The sequence below is a fragment of the Segatella baroniae DSM 16972 = JCM 13447 genome (genome assembly GCF_000426585.1).
GTDB lineage: Bacteria > Bacteroidota > Bacteroidia > Bacteroidales > Bacteroidaceae > Prevotella > Prevotella baroniae.
In genome coordinates, this window is sequence record NZ_AUFQ01000002.1 from 187,157 (window position 1) to 211,400 (window position 24,244).

General features: G+C 56.7%; 13 protein-coding genes and 1 pseudogene. 6 read left to right on the forward strand and 8 right to left on the reverse strand.

Annotated elements, in window-relative coordinates:
- Window positions 1–62: 62 nt before the first annotated feature.
- Window positions 63–2,339, forward strand: coding sequence for a C10 family peptidase (locus K334_RS0102565; protein WP_036889869.1), 2,277 nt, complete (start codon window positions 63–65; stop codon window positions 2,337–2,339).
- Between the two features lie 88 nt (window positions 2,340–2,427).
- Here K334_RS0102565 and K334_RS0102570 read toward each other — a convergent pair whose 3' ends face one another.
- On the reverse strand, window positions 2,428–4,701 hold the full coding sequence (locus tag K334_RS0102570) for a GH92 family glycosyl hydrolase (protein ID WP_027444463.1): 2,274 nt from the start codon (window positions 4,699–4,701) through the stop codon (window positions 2,428–2,430).
- A 142-nt stretch (window positions 4,702–4,843) separates the two neighbouring features.
- Between K334_RS0102570 and K334_RS0102575 the strand changes: the two genes are divergently transcribed.
- A complete protein-coding gene (locus K334_RS0102575) occupies window positions 4,844–5,830 on the forward strand; it encodes a YqiA/YcfP family alpha/beta fold hydrolase (RefSeq protein WP_025880149.1) in 987 nt (328 codons plus the stop codon).
- Between the two features lie 359 nt (window positions 5,831–6,189).
- Here the strand turns inward: K334_RS0102575 and K334_RS15140 are convergent, their stop codons facing one another.
- Window positions 6,190–6,387: a hypothetical protein gene (locus tag K334_RS15140; RefSeq protein ID WP_155803997.1), complete on the reverse strand. Its 198-nt coding sequence runs from the start codon at window positions 6,385–6,387 to the stop codon at window positions 6,190–6,192.
- A 363-nt stretch (window positions 6,388–6,750) separates the two neighbouring features.
- Between K334_RS15140 and K334_RS0102580 the strand changes: the two genes are divergently transcribed.
- Window positions 6,751–9,909, forward strand: coding sequence for a glycoside hydrolase family 2 TIM barrel-domain containing protein (locus tag K334_RS0102580; RefSeq protein WP_025880148.1), 3,159 nt, complete (start codon window positions 6,751–6,753; stop codon window positions 9,907–9,909).
- 206 nt (window positions 9,910–10,115) lie between these two features.
- Window positions 10,116–12,890 carry an alpha/beta hydrolase family protein gene (locus K334_RS13360; protein WP_051218633.1) on the forward strand — a complete coding sequence of 925 codons (2,775 nt, stop codon included), beginning with the start codon at window positions 10,116–10,118 and terminating at the stop codon, window positions 12,888–12,890.
- A 125-nt stretch (window positions 12,891–13,015) separates the two neighbouring features.
- On the opposite strand, the gene K334_RS0102590 is transcribed toward K334_RS13360, so the two are convergent.
- Together K334_RS0102590 and K334_RS0102595 are read right to left on the reverse strand one after the other, a co-directional pair.
- The gene (locus K334_RS0102590; protein ID WP_027444464.1) at window positions 13,016–15,205 is read right to left on the reverse strand and encodes a glutamine synthetase III family protein; all 2,190 of its coding nucleotides are present in this window, start codon (window positions 15,203–15,205) and stop codon (window positions 13,016–13,018) included.
- A 124-nt stretch (window positions 15,206–15,329) separates the two neighbouring features.
- Entirely contained in the window at window positions 15,330–15,509 is a 180-nt protein-coding gene (locus K334_RS0102595) for a DUF4250 domain-containing protein (RefSeq protein WP_021589885.1), read from the reverse strand.
- A gap of 171 nt (window positions 15,510–15,680) precedes the next feature.
- On the opposite strand from K334_RS0102595, the gene K334_RS0102600 reads away from it, so the two are divergent.
- Window positions 15,681–16,505: a pyridoxamine kinase gene (locus K334_RS0102600; protein ID WP_025880138.1), complete on the forward strand. Its 825-nt coding sequence runs from the start codon at window positions 15,681–15,683 to the stop codon at window positions 16,503–16,505.
- Window positions 16,506–16,570: 65 nt separating this feature from the next.
- Entirely contained in the window at window positions 16,571–18,229 is a 1,659-nt protein-coding gene (locus tag K334_RS0102605; RefSeq protein ID WP_027444465.1) for a putative transporter, read from the forward strand.
- A 168-nt stretch (window positions 18,230–18,397) separates the two neighbouring features.
- Here K334_RS0102605 and K334_RS0102610 read toward each other — a convergent pair whose 3' ends face one another.
- From K334_RS0102610 to K334_RS0102625, 4 genes and pseudogenes are all read right to left on the reverse strand, one after another.
- Window positions 18,398–19,288 (reverse strand): carbohydrate kinase family protein, encoded by an 891-nt coding sequence (locus tag K334_RS0102610; RefSeq protein ID WP_025880136.1) that lies wholly within the window; start codon window positions 19,286–19,288, stop codon window positions 18,398–18,400.
- A gap of 47 nt (window positions 19,289–19,335) precedes the next feature.
- Window positions 19,336–20,553: pseudogene (locus tag K334_RS0102615) on the reverse strand (MFS transporter); the annotation flags it as partial.
- Between the two features lie 174 nt (window positions 20,554–20,727).
- A complete protein-coding gene (locus K334_RS0102620) occupies window positions 20,728–22,461 on the reverse strand; it encodes a glycoside hydrolase family 32 protein (RefSeq protein WP_025880132.1) in 1,734 nt (577 codons plus the stop codon).
- 35 nt (window positions 22,462–22,496) lie between these two features.
- Window positions 22,497–24,233 carry a RagB/SusD family nutrient uptake outer membrane protein gene (locus K334_RS0102625; RefSeq protein ID WP_021589896.1) on the reverse strand — a complete coding sequence of 579 codons (1,737 nt, stop codon included), beginning with the start codon at window positions 24,231–24,233 and terminating at the stop codon, window positions 22,497–22,499.
- Window positions 24,234–24,244: the final 11 nt, after the last annotated feature.

Genomic DNA, 24,244 nt, shown 5'->3' on the forward strand with positions numbered 1-24,244 from the left:
CACTGTAAACATTATTTCTTACCTTTGCGGCAAAGTTCTTCATGAACATCAACAGAACAACAATGACTCAAAAAAAACAACAAAACAGGCGCATGCCTGCCGGTAATCCACTCCAGCCCCTTCGTTCCTTATCCCGCACGTTCGTGCTTGCGCTGCTTGCCCTGGCAGCCTTCTCTTCGCTTTCGGCCAAGCGGGTGACGCCGCAAAAGGCCCACGACATCGCGCTGAAATACGTGCAACCAGACCGTCATCGGCCCTCCGTTACACGCTCAAAGGGCAGCTTTGAGACGGCAATGGAGCCTTTCTACGTCTTCAACGACACGCGGGGCAAGGGCTTCGTCGTGGTCGCCGGCGACGACGCCATGGGCGAAGTGCTCGCCTACAGCGACACGGGCCGGCTGGACACGCTGAACGCCAACCCGGGCGCAAGGTTGCTGTTGCAGGCCTACCGCGAGCGTTTCGCGCAGCTGCAACAGCACCCCGAGACGGCAAAACCGAGCACACGGGCCGTCCCCACGTACAAAGCGGTGGCGCCGTTGCTGTCGTGCAAGTGGAATCAGGACTATCCCTACAACAAGAAAACGGGCTATCGCTACACCGGTTGTGTGGCCACGGCGATGGCGCAGATGATGTATTTCCATAAATGGCCCACCCGAGGAAAAGGTGAGAACACTTATATCGTTTCGTACGACAACAGGACTTTACATGCCGATTTCAGCAAATCGCGCTATGACTGGGCACACATGAAAGATTGGTATGACAATCGTCACCACTATACCGATGGGGAAGCGGACGCCGTCGCTCTGCTGATGAGCGATGTGGGCATTGCTGCCAACATGCAATATACCCCCTCTTCGAGCGGCGCTTACGACAACGCAGCCGAACGTGCCTTGCAAAACAACTTCGATTACACTACCGCCCTTGTGACAAGAGCTGACGAGGGCACGGCGGGCTTCACCGAAATTGTGCGGCAGGAACTGCTCAACGGTTTTCCCGTATATCTCTCCGGATTTTACAGTCTGGAAGGAAGCGGACATGCATGGGTGACCGACGGTCTGAACGACAAGGGACTTTTCCACATGAATTTCGGATGGGGAGGACAAAGCGATGGCTACTTCTCGCTCACCGCAACAGATGTCGCACAAAGCGGAAGCGAATTTGGCGGACGGCCATTGTCCTTCAAATTCAGGCTCACCGCTATCCTTGCCCACCCCAACAAGGCCGATGCGAAACCCATAGACCCATCTCTTTTGCCCGACAGTCCTAAACTCAAGTTCAACTTAGGCGGCAGTCTGCGCTTACCCGAAGGCCACGCCAAGACCTTCGCTACTACAACGATTCTTCCTGCGGAGATGTGTGAATTTGTCAACAAAGGCAAGGATTTCAGAGGCGATATCGGTGTCGGCATCTTCGATATGGAAGGCAAACTGCTGAAAATATGCCCATCTGACGACCACGCCACAGGAGGTTTCACGCAACGGATGTACGCCAACTACGACAATGGCGCCATGAAAACCGACTATCTTATCAACGTTCCGCAAAAGATAAAGGTTGATGTTTCAGGACTTACCGACGGCTATTACCAGCTTCTTCCCATTTGTGTTCCGAAGAAAAATGACGGTAAATGGGGCGAATGGACACGCATGAAACTGGCTCCACGCATGGAAATAGAAATCAAAAACAAGATGGTACGCGTATCGGAAGAAGGCTTCTTCGAGGCTGGTTTTCAACTTTCCGAACATCCATCGAAGACGAATTTCAAGCCCGGAGACGAAGAAAAGGTATATTTCGCCGTCAGAAATAAAGGTGGGTTGGAGCGCACTTGCTACGCCAAACTACAGTTGCTGGGCGCGAACGATCAGGTTATGCTGGAAGTTCGGCAAGAGAATAAAACGGAGTTGACAGGGTTCGACGTCACCCTGTTGCCTCTTACCATCAAGATTCCCGCAGATTTCGCGGAAGGACGCTACCGCACCAAACTGGAATTGATTTACGCCAATGGCAACGGCATTGACGATTCCGAGGCCGAACGACATACGGTTGCCAAGGTGCACGGCAATGACGAAACGCTCTTCGACATCTCGTCACAGGCCACCCGCATAGAGAATACACCGACAACCGACTTCCGTCTGACCATCGATGGCAATACATTGACCGTACAGGGCAAGGCTTTGCAATGGATAAAGATCTTCGACCAGACAGGACGACTGCTCAAGCAGGCCGCAGCCACGAGCAAGCACAGTGCCGTTCTTTCGCTCAGCGGCCTTCCACAAGGCGTTTATCTCATGCAGGCAGCCGATGGCGGACATGTCTACGCCCGTCGTTTCCTGAAGCGATAAATCCACCTCCGACTTTTGATCACAATCATATAAAAAGGCGCCCCCTGACCTATCAGTGGGCGCCTTTTGTGTGATGACACGTAAGACGTTACTTACTCATGCTATAAGGGCGGGCGTCTTGAGCCGTGGCGCGTTGCTTATTGGGCACTGCCGACAGGTCGAAGCGGAGGGCCGCGCCCCGCAACAGGTCGGTATGCGTCAGATAAGTCTTGTCGTATTCCGCGCCGTTGACCGTCAGGCGGTTGATATAACGATTAGCCGGCGAGTTGTTGTCAGCGTCGATGGTCACCGTTTTTCCATTCTCCAAATGCAGCGTCACATGCTTGAAATAGGGTGTTCCCACCACATACTGGTCGCTACCGGGGCATACAGGATAGAATCCCATGGCCGAGAACACATACCACGCCGACGTCTGCCCGTTGTCCTCGTCGCCGCAATAACCATCGGGATGGGGCGTATAGAGGCGATCCATCACCTCGCGCAGCCAGTACTGGGCTTTCCAAGGCTGCCCGCTGTAGTTGTAAAGGTAAATCATGTGCTGGATAGGTTGGTTGCCATGAGCGTAGTTTCCCATGTTCATAATCTGCATTTCGCGTATCTCATGAATCACGCCCCCATAGTAACTATCGTCGAAAACCGGCGGAACGACGAACACGGAGTCCATCATTCGGTTGAAAGTAGCGTCGCCACCCATCAGATGAATCAGTCCCTGCGGATCATGAAACACGCACCACGTCCAGTGCCAAGCATTGCCCTCGGTGAAGGCATCGCCCCATTTGAAGGGACTGAAGGGGCTTTGGAAGCTGCCGTCCTTGTTGCGTCCACGCATCAGATTGACTGTTTTGTCAAACACGTTACGATAGTTCTGTGCCCGCTTAGCAAAAGGCTCCAGTTCCTTTCTCGACTTTCCGAGTGCCTTACCGAATTGATAAATGCACCAATCATCGTAAGCATACTCGAGCGTTCGGGCCACATTTTCATTGATATTCACGTCGTAGGGCACGTAGCCCAACTTATTATAGTATTCATATCCCTTACGTCCCGTGCTGCTAACGGTAGGATGTACGGCATTGGCACCATGCTTCACGGCCTCCCACAAGGTTTCGGTGTCGGGCGTGCGAATCCCTTTCAGATAGGCGTCGGCCACGATCGAGGCCGAATTATTGCCCACCATGCAACCGCGATGGCCCGGACTGGCCCACTCAGGAAGGAACCCGCTCTCCCTGTAAGCGTTGGCCAAACCCTGCTGCATCTTGGCGTTCATCGACGGATAAACCAGATTGAGGAAGGGGAACAGGCAGCGGAAGGTGTCCCAGAAGCCTGTATCAGTAAACATATAGCCCGGCAACACCTTACCGTTATAGGGACTATAATGAACAGGATTGCCGTCTTTGTCGATTTCGTAGAAGCTTCGTGGGAAGAGCACCGACCGATAGAAGCAGCTGTAGAACGTACGCAGATGGTCAATATTGTCGTCTTTCACCTCGATACGGCTCAACACCTCGTTCCAACGATGGCGCCCTTGCGCCACGATTTCATCGAAACCGCTGTTGCCCAGCTCCTTTAGGTTCTGTTCGGCCTGCGCGTAACTGATGAACGACGAGGCCACCCGGGCGTGCACGGTTTCGCCCCGACGGGTCTTAAAGCCGATAATGGCCCCGGCATGCTCGTCCCGCAGTTCGGTCGTTCCTTTCTGTACGCCCTTTGGATTGGCTGTGGCGGTAAAGTCGAAAGGCTTGTCAAAGACAATGACAAAGTAGTTTTTGAAACCTTCGGGCACACCTCCGTTGTTGTAAGTGTTGTAACCTACAATCTTGTTTTCCGAAGGAATAATCTTCACATACGACCCTTTCATATAGGCGTCGACCACCACCTTGGCGGCATCCGTCTGCGGAAAGGTGAAACGAAAGATGGCCGCGCGCTCCGTCGGTGCCACTTCGGTCACGATATCATAGTCGGCCAGATACACCCTATAATAATAAGGTGTCGCCTTTTCGGCCTTATGCGAGAACCAACTGGCCCGCTTTTCCTCGTCAAAGACGGCCTTTCCGGTGATGGGCATGAGCGAAAACGTGCCGTAGTCGTTAATCCACGGACTCGGCTGATGGGTCTGCTTGAAGCCCCGCAGCTTATCGGCGCCATAGGTATAGGTCCATCCGTCGCCGTTCTTGCCGGTCTGCGGCACCCAGAAGTTCATGCCCCAAGGCAGGGCAATGGCAGGATAGGTGTTGCCGGTAGACAGCGAATGCTTCGACTCGGTGCCCACAAGCGTGCTTACGTAGTCGACGGGTTGCGCGCCAGACTGGGCCAAAGCGGCCGCAGCGAGGCAGAGCAACACTGCCGAAACCAGGATTTTTTTCATAAAGATGTAAGTTTTTAGGTTGATTCACTTAGGTTGTCACGCGTCGCGGCTCGATGACGGCCCGCCACATGGCCGCAAGCAAAATTACGGATTTTATCCGTCGGCTGCAAATAATAGGCCGATAATACGTAACTTTGCGCCCATGAATCCATATATCAAGCAATATCCCGACCTCATGGCGGGCAAAAAGATCATGTATGTGCATGGTTTTCTTTCGTCGGCGGCCAGCGGCACCGTCAAGATGTTGCGTGAACTCATGCCCCAAGCCACCCTCGTGGCCGACGACATCCCCGTGCATCCCGCCGAAGCCATGGCCTTTCTGCGCGCCATGGCCGACCGCGAGCGGCCCGACCTCGTCATCGGCACGTCGATGGGCGGCATGATGACCGAAATGCTGACGGGCTACGACCGCATTCTGGTGAACCCGGCATTCGAGATGGGCGACACGATGAGCGGCATGACAGGCCGCCAGGAGTTTCAGAACCCACGCAAGGACGGGGTTCAGGAACTGATGGTGAACAAGAGTCTCATCAAGGAATACAAGGACATCACGCAACAGTGCTTCGCCCAAGTGACGCCCGAGGAGCGGCAACGGGTCTACGGCCTTTTCGGCGACAACGACCCGGTGGTCCACACTTTCGACCTTTTCCGCGCCCACTACCCCAACGCCATCCGCTTCCACGGCGAACATCGGCTCGTCGACAAGGTGGCCGTGCACTATCTGGTGCCGGTGATTCGCTGGATCGACGACCGGCAGAACCGGACCGAAAGGCCCGTCGTCTACATCGACTTCGCATGCCTGCACGACGCCTACGGCCACCCCACGAGCAGCATGCACAAGGCTTATGAACTGCTGTTGGAGCACTACGACGTCTACATCGTGGCCCCGGCGCCCACCAACGACCACGCGTCGCTCGCCAAGGTGCAGGAGTGGTGCGAGGAATACTTGTCGGCGCCGGCCCATGACCACGTGCTCTTCGCCAACCGCAAGGCCTTGCTCTACGGCGATTACTTCATCGACCCCGCGCCGGCGGCCGACTTCATGGGCACCGCCATAGCCTATGGCAGCGACAGTTTCAAGACTTGGGAGGACATCATCACGTTCTTCGAGCGGCTCGGAGGGCAGTGATGGTCGGGTGATGACGGAATGGGATGAAGGTGGCAGATGGTGAAGGCAGGTGTCTAAAGCTGGCCTTGCCTGGCCGATTCGACCCTTTCGACCGGTCTTACTTGGTTTTTGGGCAAAAAAAAATCGCAGGAACCCACGTCCCTCCGACCAACATTGGTGGGGCCGCCTTTCGGCACCACCATTCTAAAAACCAATCTTATACCTAATAACTAAAAACCTAAAACTAAAACATGAACAATTGCGTTTCCTTCAACAACAATCTTTGATTACCTTAACCAATAACCTATATCCTGATTCCAAACAATCTATTGAATTACCTTAACTAAACCTATGTTTCGTTTCCCTTGACAATCTTTTCTTTACCTTAAACCAATCCTATCCTGTTGTCGGTTATCTGAACAATCTTTTATTACCTTAACCAAACCTATTGGCCTTGATCCTTTATAACAATCTCTATTCTTTACCTTAAGAGTAACTAACCCTTGTTGTTCTTTTGACGTTGCAAAGGTAATCATCATTCGGCCATCATGCAATAAAAACACTTCGTTTTCATCCAAAAACCTTGTTATTCTTGACGTAAATCAAGCGTTGTGTGCGCACACAACAGCCCAATCACCCTTGAAAGGAGGTGGAATTTGAAGTTGAAATGTGCAGTGTGCAGTGTGAAATGATGGGCGGCTGTCTTGCAAGAGGGCTGCTTTGGCACGCTAAAAGGGCCGCTTTTAGCGCGTAAAAGCTTTGCTTTTAAAAGCTGAAAAGGCAGCTTCTGCATTTCAGCCGCCCATCATTTCACACTGCACACTGCACATTTCACATTTCAAAAGCAGCCATTTCAAACGTTTTTCGTATATTTGTGGCTGTGAAATAATCACTGAATCATTCATCGAAACAAATTTCAACGTCAATCCCCAATCAGCAACATGAGAAAAACCGTACTGCTGGCATTGATGGCCTGTGCCGCCAATGCGCTTGCCACGCCGCAAACCGGCGTCGAACCGACCTACACCGAATGGCACGACCTGCAGGTGAACGAGGTCAACCGCTTCCCGCTTCACACTTCGTTCTTCGCCTTTGAGAACGAAGCCATGGCCCGACGGGGCGACAAGACGGCTTCGGCCAACTACCTGTCGCTGCACGGCGCCTGGAAATTCAACTGGGTGAAAGACGCCGACCGGCGCCCCACCGACTTCCATCGAGCCGACTATGACGACTCCACTTGGAAGACCTTGCAGCTTCCGGGCATTTGGGAACTCAACGGATATGGCGACCCCGTCTACGTGAACGTGGGCTACGCGTGGCTGCACCACTTCAAGAACAACCCGCCACAAGTGCCCGTCGAGAACAACCACGTGGGCACCTACCGCCGCCACATCGACCTTCCCGCCGACTGGAACGGCAAGCAGGTCATCGCCCACTTCGGCTCGGTGACGTCCAACATCTACCTTTATGTCAACGGACAGTACGTCGGCTACACGGAAGACAGCAAGGTGGCGGCCGAGTTCGACATCACGAAATACGTGAAGCCGGGCCGCAACCTCATCGCCTTCCAGTCGTTCCGATGGTGCGACGGCTCCTACAGTGAGGACCAAGACTTCTGGCGGTTGTCGGGCGTGGCACGCGAAAGCTATCTCTATGCACGCAATCCGAACATCCATATAGAGAACGTTCGCATCGTGCCCGACCTGAAAAACGACTACAAGGACGGCGAGGTGGCCATCCACGTGACGGCCAAGGGCAACCCCATCGCCGAGTTCTCACTCTACAACGCCGCCGGCGTGAAGCTTCTCAACAGCACGCTCGACTTCAGAAAGAACCACGTGGGCTCGGCACACTACACCCTGCGCAACGTGAAAGCATGGACGGCGGAGACACCTTATCTATATAAGGCCGTCGTCACGCTCAAGGACCGCAAGGGCAACGTCGTGGAATCGACCACCCAGAACGTCGGTTTCCGCAAGGTGGAGATTCGCGGCGCGCAGCTGTTGGTCAACGGCAAGCCCGTCCTCATCAAGGGAGCCAACCGCCACGAGATGGATCCCGACGGCGGATATGTGGTCAACCGCGAGCGCATGGTGCAGGACATCAAGATCATGAAGCGGCTCAACATCAACGCCGTGCGCACCTGTCACTACCCCGACGACCCACAGTGGTACGACCTCTGCGACGAATATGGCCTCTACGTGGTGGCCGAAGCCAACCAGGAATGCCACGGACTGGGCTACGGCGACGATTCGGAAGCCAAGAAACCGCAGTTCGCCAAGCAGATCATGGAGCGCAACCAGCACAATGTGGAGGCGCATTTCAACCACCCGAGTATCATCACTTGGAGCCTCGGCAACGAGACGGTGGACGGTCCGAACTTCGTGGCGGCCTACGATTGGGTGAAGGCCGCCGACCCAAGCAGGCCCGTGCAGTGGGAAATGGGCAAGAAGAAGCCCCACACCGACATCGTATGCCCGATGTACAGGTCGCCCGAGGAGAGCGAAGCCTACGCCAAGAGCGACGCGCCCGAAGACCAACGGCCCTTCATCCAGTGCGAATACAACCACACGATGGGCAACTCCAGCGGCGGACTGCAGGACTACTGGCGGCTCATCCGCAAATATCCGAAGCTGCAAGGGGGCTTCATCTGGGACTTCGTCGATCAGGCCCTGCACCGCAAACCGGGCAAACTGATGAGCCTGAAGGTCGACGAACACACGCCCTACAGCCAGCTGCTGGGCATTGAATACTGCTATGGAGGCGACTACAACACCTACGACGGCTCGGACAACAACTTCAACTGCAACGGCATTATCGGCCCCGATCGCCAGCTGAATCCCCACGCCTACGAGGTGGCCTACCAGTATCAGGACATCTGGGTGACGCCCGTCGACCTGAAGAAAGGCGTCGTCGAGGTCTACAACGAGTATTTCTTCCGCAACCTGAGCAACTACAAGCTCGTGTGGAACGTGCTCGCCGACGGCAAGAGCGTGCAACAGGGCGAGGTCGGCGACCTGACGGTGGCGCCGCAGGAGAAGGCCCGGCTGACGCTGCCCATCCGCGACGTCGACGCCAACGAGGTGCTGCTCAACGTGCGTTTCGTGACCAAGACGGCCGAACCGCTCGTCGAAGCCGGACAGACGGTGGCCTACGAGCAGCTGACGCTGAAGGCTTTCACGCCCGAAAAGGCCACCGACGCCGACGGCAAGGTGAAGATTGTCGACAAGAAGAAGGACGCCGAGCTGCTGCTGACGGCCGGCGGCATGACCGTGGCGTTCAACCGTACGAGCGGTCTCATGACGCGCTACGAGGTGGACGGCCGCAACTACATCGCCGAAGGCGGCTCGCTGCGTCCCAACTTCTGGCGTGCGGCCACCGACAACGACATGGGTGCGGGCTTCGCCAAGCGCTTCAAGGTGTGGAACAACCCCGAGATGAAACTCCTGTCGCTCACCGCTGAGACGCGCAAGGAGGGCAAGGCTGCGCCGGCCGAGGTGACGGCTGTCTACGACATGCCTGTGGTGGGCGCGCAACAGACGCTCCGCTACCGCGTCGACGCCAGTGGGAAAGTCAACGTGAGCCAGTTGTTGGAGCCTAAGGCCGGTGCCAAGGCGCCCGATATGTACCGCTTCGGCATGGTGATGGACATGCCCTACCGGATGGACCGCACCACGTTCTACGGCCGCGGGCCCATCGAGAACTACGCAGACCGCAAGGCTTCGCAGCTCGTCGGCGTCTACAGCAGCACGGCAGACGACATGTTCTATCCCTACATACGCCCGCAGGAGACGGGTACTTTCAGCGACCTGCGCTACTGGCGGCAGGCCGACGGCGAAGGCAACGGCCTGCAAGTGACCGCCGACCAGCTGTTCTCGGCCAGCGCGCTGCACTACAACATCGCCGACTTGGACGACGGTGAGGCCAAGGAGCAGCGTCACAGCCACCAGATTCCCAAGAGCCGCTACACCGTTCTCTGCATAGACGGCGCGCAATACGGCCTCGGCGGTCAGGACAGTTGGGGCGCATGGCCTTTCGAGCAGTATCGCCTGCACTTCGGAAAGAAGGCCTTCAGCTTCACGATGGCACCCCTTAGATAAGGCCAAAGCCGTCTCCCGACCGACGACCGACGCGTCTTTTTAGATTTCATCTGACTGCCCCCGCGCCCGATACGACTGTACCGGACGCGGGGGCACAGCGTGTTTCCACCACCCATGTCAAGCCCCTTTCTCGCTTTCTCCCACCAACTATTGGGCCACATAGCTTCTTTTCATTATATTTGCAGGCAAATCATTTTTCAACCGTTATGCACAAATCCCTCCTACTGCTGTTCATCAGCCTTTCATCCTTGAACTTCGCCGTGGCGAAACCACAGGATTCCGTCGCGCAAAGCCTTCGGGGCGACGCCAAACAGAAGAAACCACTGACCCACGCGGTCTACGACGACTGGCAAACGGTCGACAAGCCGAAACTCTCCACGCACGGACGCTACGCCGCCTGGGAAGTGAATCCCCAGCAAGGGGACGGCATGCTCCGGCTGCGCGACGCCTCCGGACGCCTGATGACGCTGCCCCGGGGCCACCAGTTGCAGTTCACCGACGACGAACGGTTTGCCGTGACCCTCGTGAAACCTACCTACGCGCAGACCCGACAGGCCAAAATCAAGAAAAAGAAGAAGGACGACATGCCGCTCGACTCGCTGGTCGTGATTCGTCTGAACGACTTCACGACACGGATGTTTCCAAGGGTGAAGTCGTTCGACATGGCCCGACACAACAACAAGGTGGTGGCTTTCGCGCTGGGAAAGGACGACAAGGGCAAGGAAAAGAAGAAGGAAAAGAAGGACGCGGCCACCGACATGATGGTGTATTTCTTCGCCGACGACGACACGCTGCGCCTGCCCCACGCCGACAGTTACGCGATGGCCAACCACGGCCGACGGCTGGCCTACGTGGAAAAGACCGACAAGCACAAGTGCGTCATGAAGGTCGTGGACCTCGACCGTCGGCAGACGGTGGCCGTCAACGACACGACCGCCTACCTCTCGCGCCCCTCTTTCAGTTGGCAGGGTGACAAAATGCTGTTCCTGGCTTCGGCCGACACGGCCAAGACGGGCAGCAAGCACTGTGCCATCCATGAATACAAGGTGGGCGGAAAGCCACGCACGCTGCTGCCCACGGACTACAGCGACGGTCTCGACAAGGGCTGGGGTGTCACCGAAAACAGCGCGCCTTTCTATTCACGGGACGGCAGACAGACCTTTGCGGGCATACAACCTTACGTGAATCCCGACGATACGACGAAGTATGACTTTGAAACGGCCGAGCCAAACATCTGGCGTTACGACGCCGACGAGCTGCCGCCCATGCTCAAGGCACGCATGGCCGACAACCGGAAGCAGACGATTCTCTGCGCTGTCGTGGGCGGACGGCTGGTTCAGTTGGGCCGTTCGATGTACGACCGTGTGCGGCTGGCCGACCGTGGCAACGCTTCCTACGCGCTGTCGACCGACCACACGGCGGGCAAACTGGCCGAACAGTGGGACTTCCAAGGCCGTGTGCAGCTTTCGTTGGTCGACACCCGTGACGGCAGTCGCACGCCGATAGCCGACACGCAGCTCGAAAACGCCATCATCTCGCCCGACGGCAACCATGTGGCATGGTTCGATTTGCGGCAGCGGCAATGGCTGGCGTGGAGCCGGAAAGACCGTCAGACCCGCAATCTCACGGCCCGGCTGAAGACGGCCTTCCATGATGAGGACGAAGACCATCCCATGTTGCCCGCGCCCTACGACCGCGCTTATTTCACCACTGACAGCCGCCAGCTGCTCGTGGCTGACCGCTACGACGTCCATCTCCTGTCGGTCGACGGCAAGGACAGCCGCTGCCTGACCCGCGGAACGGGTCGGCGCGACAGCCTTCAGTATCGTTATGTCAACCTGCCACGTCCCGACGACATCGAGGGAGTGGACTTGAAACGACCCATCTGGCTGCAAATGTTCAACTATCGGGACAAGACGCAGGGCTACGCCACGACCGACTTGCGGGCCAACCTGCACGTCGTCGACGCAGGGCCTCACAGCTATGGCGCGCTCACTACAGCCGATTCGGCCCCGGTATGCCTATATAGGAAAGGTGACTTCGCCCACCCGATGGACCTCTACATGCGCACTGACACGACGCTCCGATTGTCTTTCATCAACCCTCAGCAGCAGGATTACCTCTGGGGCACGGCCGAACTCCATCGCTGGAAGGCCTTCGACGGCACGCCACTCGACGGCCTTCTCTACAAGCCCGAGGGCTTCGACCCCAGCAAGAAGTACCCCGTGATGATCTATTTCTACGAGCGGCGCAGCGAAAGCCTCTACACCTACTACTCGCCGGCCCCCAGCCGCTCGATCGTCAACATACCGTATTTCGTGAGCAACGGCTATGTGGTGTTCGTTCCGGACATCGTCTACCGCCCCGGACATCCCGGAGAGTCGGCCTACAACTGCATCGTGAGCGGTGCCGAGTCGTTGACGAAACTGCCGTGGGTCGACGCCGCCCACATGGCCATCCAGGGACAGAGCTGGGGCGGCTATCAGGTGGCCTACCTCGTGACCCGCACCAACATGTTTGCCGCTGCAGGCGCGGGCGCTCCCGTCAGCAATATGACGAGTGCCTACGGCGGTATTCGCTGGGAATCGGGCATGAGTCGCCAGTTCCAATACGAGCAGACGCAGAGCCGCATCGGGCAAGACCTGTGGAAAGGATACGACCTTTACGTCGAGAACTCACCCCTCTTCGGCATTCCGAAGATACAGACGCCGTTGCTCATCACCCACAACAACGCCGACGGAGCGGTGCCCTACTACCAGGGTATCGAGATGTTCATGGGCATGCGGAGGCTCGGCAAACCGGTGTGGCTCATCGAATACGACAAGGAAGCCCACAACCTGCGGGAACGAAAGAACGCCAAAGACCTGAGCCAACGCCTCTCCGACTTCTTCGACCATTATCTGAAAGGCGCGCCCATGCCCGATTGGATGAAGCCCGACACACCTTACATCATCAACGGTAAGGAAATAAAAAGGAAATGAAGTGTGGAATGTGAAATGTGAAGTATGAAATGAGAAGTGTGGAATGTGGAGTGTGAAATGAGGAATGTGGCAATGTGGAATGAAAAACTTCACACTTCACATTTCACACTTCACACTTCACATTATCATCTGATGAACAACAGTTCCCTATACTTGGGCAACGTCCAGAGTTCATCGGCCACGATGAGTTCCAACTTGTCTATCTGATAGCGCACCCTGTCCATCTTCGGAATCACCGTGTCGTGGTAGGCGACGGCCTTCTCGCGCTCGTTCTGAATCCTGTTGGCCACTTTGCGGGCGTCGACAAGCTCCTCTATGCCCGTCTCTATCAGCTGGGTGCGCTCCGCAATCTCACGGATGATCTTCACGTTGCGGGCCGTCAGGGCCTTGCCCTCTTCCCTTCCGAAGACATTGAACATGCCTTCCACGTTCTTGGCCAGCCTGCTTTGGTAGTGCGTGGCCACTGGAATGATGTGGTTCATGCTCAAGTCGCCCATCACGCGGGCCTCTATCTGAATCTTCTTGGTGTACGTTTCCCACTTCACCTCGTTGCGGGCTTCCAGTTCACTGCGGCTCATGACGTTCATCTTCTCGAACATCCGGATGGTCTCGGGGTCGAGATAGCGGTCGAAACAGAGCGGGCACGAAGCCTCGCAGTCGAGTCCGCGGCGGGCGGCCTCGGCTTTCCACTCGTCGCTGTAGCCGTTTCCGTCGAAGCGGATGAGGCGGCAACGACGGATGTCCTCACGAATCACGTCGATGATGGCGCTCGTCTGGTCTTCGCCGCCGGATATCAGCGCGTCCACCCGCTGCTTGAAGTCAGTCAGGGCCTCGGCCACGGCCGTGTTGAGCACGATGAGCGCGCTGGCACAGTTGGCCTCCGAGCCCACGGCGCGGAACTCGAAGCGGTTGCCCGTGAAGGCGAACGGACTCGTCCGGTTGCGGTCGGTGTTGTCAATCATCAGTTCCGGAATCTCCGGAATGTCGAGTTTCATGCCCTTCTTGCCCACGACGTTGAAGAGTTCGTCCTTGTCCGCCTTCTCGATATGGTCGAGCAAGTCGGTCAACTGTCGGCCCAGGAACGACGAGATGATGGCCGGCGGCGCCTCGTTGGCCCCCAGTCGGTGGGCGTTCGTGGCGCTCATGATCGACGCTTTGAGCAGTCCGTTGTGCCTGTAGACGCCCATCAGCGTCTCGACGATGAAGACAACGAAGCGCAGGTTGTCCTCGGGTGTCTTGCCGGCAGCGTGCAACAACACGCCCGTATCGGTGACAAGACTCCAGTTGTTGTGCTTGCCCGAGCCGTTGATACCGTCGAACGGCTTCTCATGGAGCAACACCCGGAAGCCGTGTTTGTGGGCCACCTTCTTCATCAAGCTCATCAACAGCATGTTGTGGTCGACCGCCAGGTTGCATTCCTCGTAGATGGGAGCCAGCTCAAACTGCCCCGGCGCCACCTCGTTGTGGCGCGTCTTGCAGGGAATGCCCAGTTCCAGGGCCTGCGTCTCCAGGTCTTTCATGAAGGCCTGGACGCGTTCCGGGATGGTGCCGAAGTAGTGGTCGTCCATCTGTTGGTTCTTGGCCGAGTCGTGCCCCATGAGCGTCCGTCCCGTCAACATGAGGTCGGGACGCGCCGAGTAGAGGCTTTCGTCCACCAGGAAATACTCCTGTTCCCAGCCCAGGTTGGTCTGCACCTTCTTCACTTTCCTGTCGAAATAACGGCAGACGGCCGTTGCCGCCTCGCCGACGGCATGCAGCGACTTCAGCAGCGGGGCCTTGTAGTCGAGCGCTTCGCCCGTGTAGGAGATGAAGATGGTGGGTATGCAGAGCGTGTCGTCGATGATGAAGACGGGCGATGTGGGGTCCCAGGCCGAGTAGCCGCGGGCCTCGAAGGTGTTACGAATGCCGCCGTTGGGGAAGCTCGACGCGTCGGGTTCCTGCTGAACGAGCAGCTTTCCCGAGAACTCCTCTATCATTCCACCCTTCCCGTCGTGCTCGACGAAGGCGTCATGCTTCTCCGCCGTGCCCTCCGTCAGGGGCTGGAACCAGTGCGTGTAGTGCGTCACGCCGTGCTCCTCGGCCCACCGCTTCATGCCGGCGGCCACGGCGTCGGCGATGCTCCGGTCGAGCCGGCAGCCGTTGTCGATGACGTCTATCAGTTTGTTGTAGACCTCCACCGACAGATATCGGTACATTTTCGGGCGGTTGAACACATACTTGGCAAAGTATTCGGACGGCCGTTCCTTGGGGGCGGGCACCTCCAGGGGACGCTTGCGGAACGCTTCGGCTACGACTTCAAATCTCAAGTTCGACATGATGATGATGTTTTTGATTTACTAAAGTGGCGGTTTCGCTGGCAAAAATACGAAAGAAGAGCGGCCCGAAGGCCGAAAACAAAAGAAACTCCCACGGCAGGTGAGAGCTTCTCGCTGTATTCTTTTACCAGAACTTGTTATATTTCTCGCTGTATTCGAAGCCGGCCGCGGCCAACTTCTTTTCCAAATCGCGTCGGTTCACGTCCATGTCATCACACAAGGCGTCGAGCGAACGATAGTCGTCGCGCAGCAACATGTTGACGGCACTGAACAAAATCATCGGATCGTTAGGTAACTTATCCATTATTTTCCTTCTGTTTTAAAACGATTGCAAAGTTACTTGAAATCAACGGCTTGACGAAGGAATTTAAATATTTTTCATATAAAAAGATGATTCTGTTTCGATTATCCCCCATTTCCTTTTGATTTATCTCCCAATTGAACTACCTTTGCACCGCTGACAAGTTATATCCCAATGAGCAAGAAGCAGATTCTTCTGATCAACGACATGGCCGGTTACGGCAAGGTGGCCACGGCCGCCATGCTCCCCATCCTCTCTTATTTCGGCCATCCCACCTACAACCTGCCGACGGCGTTGGTTTCCAACACGCTGGACTACGGCAAGTTCAACATCCTCGACACCACAGAATACATCAAAGGCGTGTTTCCCGTCTGGAAACAGCTGGGCTTTTCGTTCGACGCCATCGCCACCGGCTTCATCGTTTCCGAGCTTCAGGCCGGCATCATCGCCCGCTATTGCAAGCAGGAGGCCGCCAAGGGCACCGTCGTCTACGTGGACCCCATCATGGGCGACGAAGGAAAGCTCTACAACGGCGTCACGCCGGCCACCATCCACTCGATGCGCGAAATGCTCGGCGTGGCCCACCTGTGCTATCCCAACTACACGGAGGCCTGCTATCTGACCGACCGCCCCTACCGACCGGAGGGCGTCGGCCGCGACGAAGCCGAGAGCCTGCTGCGCCATCTGCGCAAGCTCGGCTCCAAGTCGGCCCTCATCACCAGCATACCGGTCGACGGGCAGCCATCGGTCGTGGGCTACAACCACGAAGACGACGGCTTCTTCCAACTCACCTATGACGAGATTCCCGTGCATTTCCCGGGCACGGGCGACATCTTTTCGGCTGTGCTCATCGGCCACCTGCTCGACGGCGGGCCGCTGCCGGCCAGCACCCGCAAGGCCATGGACGCCGTCTATACGTTCATCAGCCTCAACAAGGACAACGAAGACAAGAACCGAGGCATTCCGTTGGAGCAGCACCTCGACATACTGAAACGATAATTCCACGGCCGACACGGAGCCTACGGGCTTCGACGGCCGTTTTCCGTAACCCTATCTCCTCATCTATGTGGCTCGAATCCTTATTCAGCATCCATTCAGCCGTGCAGGCCGTAGCGGTCCTGTCGGCCGTCTGCACCCTGGGACTTGCCCTCGGCAAGCTCCACTATAAGGGCATATCGCTCGGCATTGCCTTTGTTTTCTTCATCGGAATCATAGGCGGTCACTACGGTTTCACGCTCGACCGCGACGTCCTTCTCTTCGCCGAGAGCTTCGGACTGTCCATGTTCGTCTACGCACTCGGCCTCTATGTAGGCCCCAACTTCTTCGGTTCGCTGCGCCACGAGGGCATTCAGCTCAACCTGTGGGGGCTGGGCGTCATCCTCACGGGCACGCTCATGGCCATCTTTCTGTGCTATGTCTTCCCGGTGAACGTGGCCGACATGGTGGGCATTCTCTGCGGGGCGACCACCAACACGCCTGCTTTGGGTGCCGCACAGCAGGCCTTGGAGCAGATGGGACTGCCGAGTGGACGCGCCGCTCTGGGCTGCGCCGTCACCTATCCGCTGGGCGTCGTGGGCGTCATCCTGGCCATGGTGGTCATGCGCAAGCTCTTCGTGAAGCCCATCGACCTGCACCCCCACTCGCCGACGGACGAAGACCACACCTATGTGGGCCAGTTCGTGGCGGTCAATCCGGCCCTGGCGGGCAAGACGCTCGCCGCCATCTCGCTCATGACCCACCGCCACTTCATCATCAGCCGCGTGTGGCGCAACGGCCAGGTCATCGTGCCCCACGCCACCACCGCGCTGCAAGTGGGCGACAACCTGCTCGTGGTGACCAACAAGGACGAAGTGCCAGCCATGGAAATCCTGTTCGGACAGAAGGTGGAAAAGGACTGGAACCGCGACCAGATAGACTGGAACGCCATCGACTCGAAGGTCGAAAGCCGGGTCATCGTCATGACAAAGACCCAGCTCAACGGCAAGAGGCTCGACCAGTTGCAGCTCCGCAGCACCTACGGCGTCAACGTGAGCCGCGTCACCCGCGGCGACATCAAGCTGCTGGCCACCGACAATCTGCGGCTGCAATACGGCGACCGCCTGACCATCGTGGGCCCGCCGGCCGACATCGACCATGTGGAGGCCTTCCTGGGCAACGCCGTGCAGACGCTGAACGAGCCCAACCTGGGCGCCATCTTCTTCGGAATGCTGCTCGGCGTGGCCGTCGGCACCATCCCCATCGACATCCCTGGCATGACGGCCCCCGTGCGCCTGGGCATTGCCGGCGGCCCCATCATCATGGGAATCGTCATCGGCGCGCTCGGCCCCCGCGTGCATTTCATCTCCTACATGACCCGCAGCGCGGGCCTCATGCTGCGCAAGCTGGGCCTGTCGCTCTATCTGGCGTGTCTCGGAATCGACGCCGGCGGCCAGTTCTTCGAGACTGTCGTGCGCCCCGAAGGCCTGATGTGGGTGGGCATAGGCTTCGTGCTGACGGTGGTGCCGGTGCTCATCGTGGGCTGCATCGCGCTGCGATTGCACAAGTTCGACTTCGGAACCATCTGCGGAATCCTTTGCGGCAGCATGGCCAACCCCATGGCCCTGACCTATGCCAACGACACGATAGAGGGCGACACGCCGTCCGTCAGCTACGCCACCGTCTATCCGCTGGGCATGTTCATCCGCGTGGTCATCGCCCAAGTGCTGGTCATGTTTCTGGCATAGCTGAACCACTGCATTCCAAAAGGGCTGCTTTTGCGTCGCAAAAGCAGCCCTTTGACTTTCCAACGGCAGCCCTTTCAGCCGCCAAAAGCTGTGCTTTGAGGTTCCAACGGCAGCCCTTTCAGCCGACAAAAGCAGTGCTTCCGGAAGGCCGGGGCACAGCCGTTGCAATCATATAATGTAGTTTTCTGTGTTGATCTCGGGCATGGCGCCTTTCTGGGTGCACACGTAGGCGCTCACCTTGACGGCCCGCTTGTGAGCTTGCTCGATGGTCTTGCCCTCCAGGATGGCCGCCGTGAAGCTGCCGGTGAACGAGTCTCCGGCGCCAACGGTGTCGGCCACTTCGACCTTCGGCGTGTCGACGAAGCTCTTCTTCTTGGGCGCGAAGACGTAACTGCCGTTCACGCCGCAGGTGAGCACGAGCATTTTGAGGTTGTACTTGCCCAGGATGAGCCAGCACTTGTTCTCTATGTCGAGGCCGGGATAGCCGAAGAGGCGGCCGATGGTGACGAGTTCCTCGTCGTTTATCTTGAGGATGTCGCAGGCATTGAGCGAGTCGCAGATGACCTCCTTCGTATAGAAGTTCTGTCGGAGGTTGATGTCGAAGATCTTGAGGCAGTCCTCGGGCGTGGCCGCCAGGAACTTCTGGATGGTCTCCCGCGACACGGTGTTGCGCTGGGCGAGCGACCCGAAGCACACGGCGCGGGCGTGGCGGGCCACGTTTTCCAGCTCGGGCGTGAACGGAATGTTGTCCCATGCCACGTCGGTCTTGATGTCGTAGGTGGGCACTCCTTCGTCGTCGAGCGTCACCTGCACCGTTCCCGTGGGATAGTCGACCGTCGGCATGATGTAGTGGAGTTTCTTTTGGTCGAACTCCTTGCGTGCCTGGTCGCCCAACATGTCGTTGCCCAGGGCGCTGACGGCCATGGCGTCGAAGCCGAACTGGCTGGCGTGATAGGCGAAGTTGGCGGGGGCGCCGCCCAGTTTGGAGCCTTCGGGCAGACAGTCGAACAGCGCTTCGCCCAAGCCCACTACGTATCTCTTTTGTTCTTTCTTGGTCATGACGTTTACTTTTTTACCTTTTTCACGTTTTTACTCTTTTACTTTTTTTACCTTTTTACCTTTCCGATGTAGCTGAACAGGTAGGCCACGCCGGCCGCCATCACGACGACGGCGCCACTCTGGCCCACGGCGTCGCCGGCCAAGCCCATCAGCAATGGGAAGACCGTGCCGCCGAAGAGTCCCATGATCATCAGTCCGCTCACCTCGTTCTTCTTCTCGGGCACAGCCTGGAGGGCTTCGCTGAAGACGATGGAGAAGACATTGCTGTTGCCGTAGCCCACCAGGGCGATGGCAACGTAGAGCGTCAGTTTGGATTCACCGAAGTACATGCCCGCCATACTCAACGCCATCATCGCTACGCTGATGACGAAGAAGGTGCGGTTTCTCATCACCCGCAGGAAGAAACTGCCCGTCAGGCAGCCCAAGGTGCGGAAGATGAAGTAGAGGGAAGTGGCGAATCCGGCCTCGTTTAGTGTCATCCCGAGGCGTTCTATCAGAAGTTTTGGAGCAGTCGTATTGGTTCCCACGTCGATTCCCACATGGCACATGATGCCCAGGAACGACAGCAGGACGATGGGTTTGGCCAGCAGTCGGAAGCAGGCGACATACTCGCCGAACACCGAAACATGGCCGGTCAGGACGTCTTTCTCCTCTTCTATGGCCGTAGAGGAGAGCAGGAGCGTGGCCACAATGCCGACGACCATGTAGATGGGGAACAGCACCCGCCAGCCGAGGCCGAACGCCGGTATCGTGGCCGTGGCCCCCCACATGGCGATGTAGGGTGCCATGAACGAGGCGATGGCCTTGACAAACTGGCCGAAGGTGAGCGTCGAGGCCAGGTTGCCGCCCTTGATGACGGTGCTCACCAGCGGGTTGAGCGACGTCTGCATGAGCGCGTTGCCGATTCCCAGTAGGGAGAAGCTCACCAACATCACGCCGAAGCTCTCGCCGAAGATGGGCAACAGCAGGGAGACGAGGGTGACGATGAGCGACAACAACACCGTCTTCTTGCGGCCGATGCGGTTCATCAGCACGCCCGTGGGCACCGAAAAGATGAGGAACCAGAAGAAGACGAGCGAGGGAAAGAGGTTGGCCGTGGTGTCGTTCAGGTGCAGGTCGGCCTTCACATAGTTGGAGGCGATACCCACCAAGTCGACGAATCCCATCGCGAAAAAGCAGAGCATGACGGGAATCAACGCCATTTTGTTTGATTTACTCATTATATTTAGGTTTTGATTTCTTGTGAACCGGCTTTGCGAATCGACCTTGTCATCGGGCGGCGGAGGCTTGCCGGAATTGTGGTTTCTTGGGTTTTACGACTGCAAAATTAGCATTTGGCGGCATAAAGCCATTGTTGAAATCGTTCATTTGATTGCAAAAATGTTACATGAAACATTTTTACTACACAAAAGAACGATTCCCGCAAGGCTGCCGAAACTTCATTTCAGGTTGTAGACGGTGCAGCGGGCCTTGCCTTTCAGGGTCACTTTCGTATAGGGTTCGCTTGGGAATACAAGGTTGGTCATGGCCACCTTACCCTCGGCGTCAATCGCTTCGATGCTGCACTTATCGATAAACACCCGCAGCTGACCGAGCTTTCCGAGCGTGGGAGCAGTGGTAACACAGGGGAAAGCGTCGCTGAATTGCACGTCGCCGCTCTTTGTGCGATCCATCGAAAGGGTCTGGCGGTCGGCGTCATAGGTCAGGACAAGCTGCTCGCCCCGTGCGTTCGACAGGGTCACGGTGGCCGAATGGCGGAAGTCTACCACCAGTTCGCAGGCCGATGTCAGCGCTTTGCCCTTCTTGCCACGCAACGTCAGCAGTTCTTTCGATGGCGTTGAACTCAGGAAAGTGTCGCCTTTATACTCAAACAGTCCCAAATCACGCGGCACGGCGTTGGCCGAACGATATTGCGTTGTGGGCACTTGGTTGGCATATTGCCAGTTGCTCATCCACGCCAAGGCCACCCGTCGGCCGTCGGGAGCGTTGTCGAAGCTGACCGCCGCATAATGATCTTTGCCGTAATCCATCCACTTGGTCACCTCGGGTTTCGTATCGCAGACGAAGCGATGACCATCAAAATGCCCCGTAAAGTACTGCGTGGCCGAACCGCCAAAGGGCCCACCGGGATTGATATTGCACAATAACACCCACTTATCTTGGCCTGCCGACGTTGCGTTTTTGACAGGAAGCCTGAACAAGTCGGGGCATTCCCACACGCCACCATGGTTGCCGTATTCGTGGCCGAAGCTGCTTTCATACTTCCATTGCTTCAGGTTCGCCGACGAATAGATCTGCATTTCCTGCCCGGCGGCCAGTATCAGGTACCACCGACCATACTCTTCGCTCCAGAACATGTGCGGATCGCGGAAGTCGGGAAGGGTCGACGTGATGACCGGATTGCCACTGTACTTCTGAAAGGTCTTGCCTCCGTCGGTGCTGTAAGCCAGACTTTGCGTCTGATTAGCCCCCGCGCTGGTATACATCGCTACGATAGCACCGGCGCCGAAGCCCGCCGTGTTGTTGTGGTCTACCACCGACGAACCGCTGAAAATCGTCCCCAGCGCGTCCGGTTCTATGGCTTCACCCTCATTTTGCCAGTGAATGAGGTCGCGGGATGTAGAGTGTCCCCACGTCATGTTCTCCCATGTAGAGCCGTAAGGATTGTACTGGAAGTACAGATGCCACACGCCGTCCTTGTAGAACATACCATTGGGGTCGTTCATCCAGCCGTAAGCGGGCGTGTGATGATAGGCGGGACGGAAGCGTTCGCGGTTACTTGCGTCGAAGGTATCGGCCGTTTTGAGCAGCTTCCACACCGCGAAATCGTTGATATTACCCGTCGAACGGCGGTTGCCGGAGAAGATAATATCGAGCAGGAGAGGCTCTCCCTGAAGGTCTTTTAGGTCTACCGGCACCATATAATCTTTCTTATCAAGCGCCAACCGACAGTTAAATTCCTTCACAACGGTGTGCCCTTTGATGACGCGCACACGTGCGTTCTCCTCCTTTTCCTCCACGGGCAGCAATAGGTAACGTGCGGACGTCTGCAAACGATAGATAGCATGGGTGTCACTGAGCGCGTTCATACTACCGATAGCGGTCTGTGCGCCGGCTGTCAGGCCCGTCATGAGACAGGCCACGGACAGCAATATTTTCTTCAAACTTATCATACGATATTTGGTTTTAAGGTTTTTAACGACCGTTCTTATTGATAACCATTGTTCTGGGTGTACAATCCCGGAATGTAATAAAGCTGATTGTAGGGCACGGGGAAGAACTCGTTCTTGTCAGGCGTGAACCGCGCGTCCTTGTAATACTGCGCGAACTTCGTGCCATCGTATTCACTGTTCACCTCTGTTTTGAAATATCGGTTCAGCGTTTCCGAAGCAATGCCCCACCGGCGCAGGTCAAAGAAGCGCTCATGTTCCATCGCCAGCTCCAGACGGCGCTCCCAACGCAGACACTTACGGGCCGTATCCTTGTCTTGGAAGTAGCTATCGGGATAGAGCGCAATCTCACATTGGTCGGCCGCATAGGCGATATGCTTGTTCACGGAGTTAGCGGCACGCTGCCGGATGGCGTTGATTATCGTCTTGGCGTCGGCCAATCGTCCGGTTTCGATGAGCGCTTCCGCACGCATGAGCATAACATCGGTGTAACGGAACATGTATTCGTTCATGGCGAAAGCCTGCCAGGGATTGTTGTAGGTCTCACCCTTGCTGCGCTGCGGCACTTCTTTCAAAGACGTGTAGTAGCCATACGCGCTTGGGTTGCGCGAGTTGTCCTTCGTCAGGGTGTATTCTTTCTCATACTTATAGGGGAACGTCGGCATGCCCACCGTGTGGAACAAGCGCGGATCCCACTTCTGTGTGTTAGGCTGACCGTTGACCGGATGAGCCGGTGTTTTGTCGAAATCGTCAAACTCGGGCAGTCCATTGCGGGTCTTGAAAGCGTCTACTAAGTTCTGCGAAGGCTTGTGAAAGTCCCATCCGCACGACCATATTCCCCAGCAACCGTTCAGCGTATTCGACCAGTTGCCACGTCCGAAGGTGGTATTATCGTCCTTATAGTCGGAGCATTGGATAGAGAATATCGACTCCTTGCTGTTCTTATATTCGGGCAGGAATATGTCGCCGTAGTCCTCCAAATAGCCGTAGCGCGACTTACTCACGACATCCGTGTAGTCAACAACCTTCTGCATGTAGTCCGCTTTGATGTGGCTGATGCCCGTTGTCTTCTCATAACCGTCGCCCCAAGCCAATTGCAGGTAGCATTTGGCTAAGTAAGAAGCCGCCGCAATCTTGTTGATTCGACCGCCTTCCTTCTGTATTTCGGGCAAAACGTCATACGCTACCTTGAAATCGGCGATGATTTTGTCGAACAACTGCTCGTAGGTAAACGCGTCGTTGTGGGTCTGCTCCTGCGCGTTGGTCTTGAAAACCTCCTCGTCAATCCAAGGAATCTTGCGGAAAACGGTGATGAGCTTATAATAGAAGTGTGCACGGAGGAACTTCACCTCAGCTATGCGCTCCCGTGTTGTGGCCTCGCCCAGCTTATCATTGCCGTTTTTTTCGAGCGACACCAGCGCACGATTGCAGCGCGACACGGCCGCATAGAGCCGATACCACAGCTCGTCAAGCGGGCCGATGGTCGACGTCAGGTTTGTCCAAACCTCAAAAGGATGATAGTCGGTGTCGTTAACGCCCGAACCACCTTTCAGGCAATCGTCGGAAGTAACGTCGCCGTAGGGCCACAGATTGAACGGAAACTGATACCAGCAGTCGCCTAACATGGCGTAAGCACTGTTGACCATGCTCTCCGGATCGGAGAAAGCCTTGTCTTCATCGACCACGGCCGTGGGCTTATAATCCAGAAAATCATTGCAGCTTGTCAGTGTAAGACTACCTGCGAGGGCCAAAATGGCAATATATATCTTTTTCATTTTGCTTATCG